Consider the following 1,242-nt stretch of genomic DNA (forward strand, 5'->3'; position numbering starts at 1 on the left):
ATTGGAGGCATGACTTCTCTTAGCCCTCTTCTCAAGCAAGCAACCCCGTTGGTGGTTGATCATGCCCTTGGCAGCTGGATCCACGCGACTGATGGCAAGTCGTATCTGGATTTCACGACCGGGATCGGTGTGACGAGCACGGGGCATTGCCATCCGCGGGTGGTGGAGGCTGCCCGCGAGCAGGTGGGGAAGATCATCCACGCGCAGTACACCACGGTGATGCATAAGCCGTTGCTGGCGTTGACCGAGAAGCTTGGCGAGGTGTTGCCGGAGGGCCTGGATTCGGTGTTTTACGCCAATTCCGGATCGGAGGCCGTTGAGGCTGCGATTCGTCTGGCGAGGATGGCTACGGGCCGGCCGAACATTGTCGTGTTCCAGGGCGGTTTCCATGGCCGGACGGTGGCGGCGGCGTCGCTGACCACTGCCGGAACGAAGTTCTCTGCCGGGTTCTCTCCGCTGATGTCCGGGGTGCACATGTCCGTCTTCCCGTACGCCTACCGCTACGGCTGGGACGAGGCCGCCACGGTGGAATTCGCGTTGAAGGAACTGGACTACCTGTTCCAGACCCGCACCGCGCCGAACGATACTGCAGCGTTCCTGATTGAACCGGCCCTCGGTGACGGCGGGTACCTGCCCACCCCGCCGGCGTTCCTGGAAGGCCTGCGTGAACGCGCGGACCGGCACGGCATCCAGCTGATCTTTGACGAGGTCCAGGCAGGGGTGGGCCGGATGGGCAAGTTCTGGGGACACCAGTACTCCACCGCGACCCCCGACATCCTCATCACCGCCAAGGGTATCGCTTCGGGCTTCCCGATCTCCGCGATCGCGGCCTCGACCGAACTGATGTCCAAGGGCTGGCCCGGTTCCCAGGGCGGAACCTACGGCGGGAATGCAGTGTCTGCCGCCGCCGGCGTCGCGACCCTGGACGTGGTCCGCGACGAAGGTCTCGTGGAGAACTCCCGGATCCGCGGCGAGCAGCTCCAGGCCGGACTCAACGATATCCAGGCCCGATTCCCCGTCATCGGGGACGTCCGGGGCAAGGGGCTAATGCAGGGCATCGAGTTCACCACCGAAGAAGGCACCCCCGACGCCGCCACGGCAGCAGCGGTCCAGCAGGCCACCACCGCCGAGGGCCTGCTCACCCTCACCTGCGGCCCCGCCGGAAACGTCGTCCGCCTCATCCCCGCCCTCGTGGTCACGGCCGAAGAAATCACCACCGGCCTCGAACGCTTCGAAAACGCC

The 1,242-nt window shown here is 65.4% G+C and carries 1 protein-coding gene; it reads left to right on the plus strand.

Going from position 1 to position 1,242, the window contains the following annotated elements; genetic code table 11:
- Positions 1-9 precede the first annotated feature (9 nt).
- Positions 10-1,242: aspartate aminotransferase family protein (locus AB4Y73_RS20390; protein ID WP_441874498.1), on the plus strand; the 1,233-nt coding region annotated here is incomplete at its 3' end.

Source organism: Pseudarthrobacter sp. TAF60_1, from assembly GCF_052113505.1.
In the GTDB taxonomy this organism is placed as follows: Bacteria; Actinomycetota; Actinomycetes; order Actinomycetales; family Micrococcaceae; genus Arthrobacter.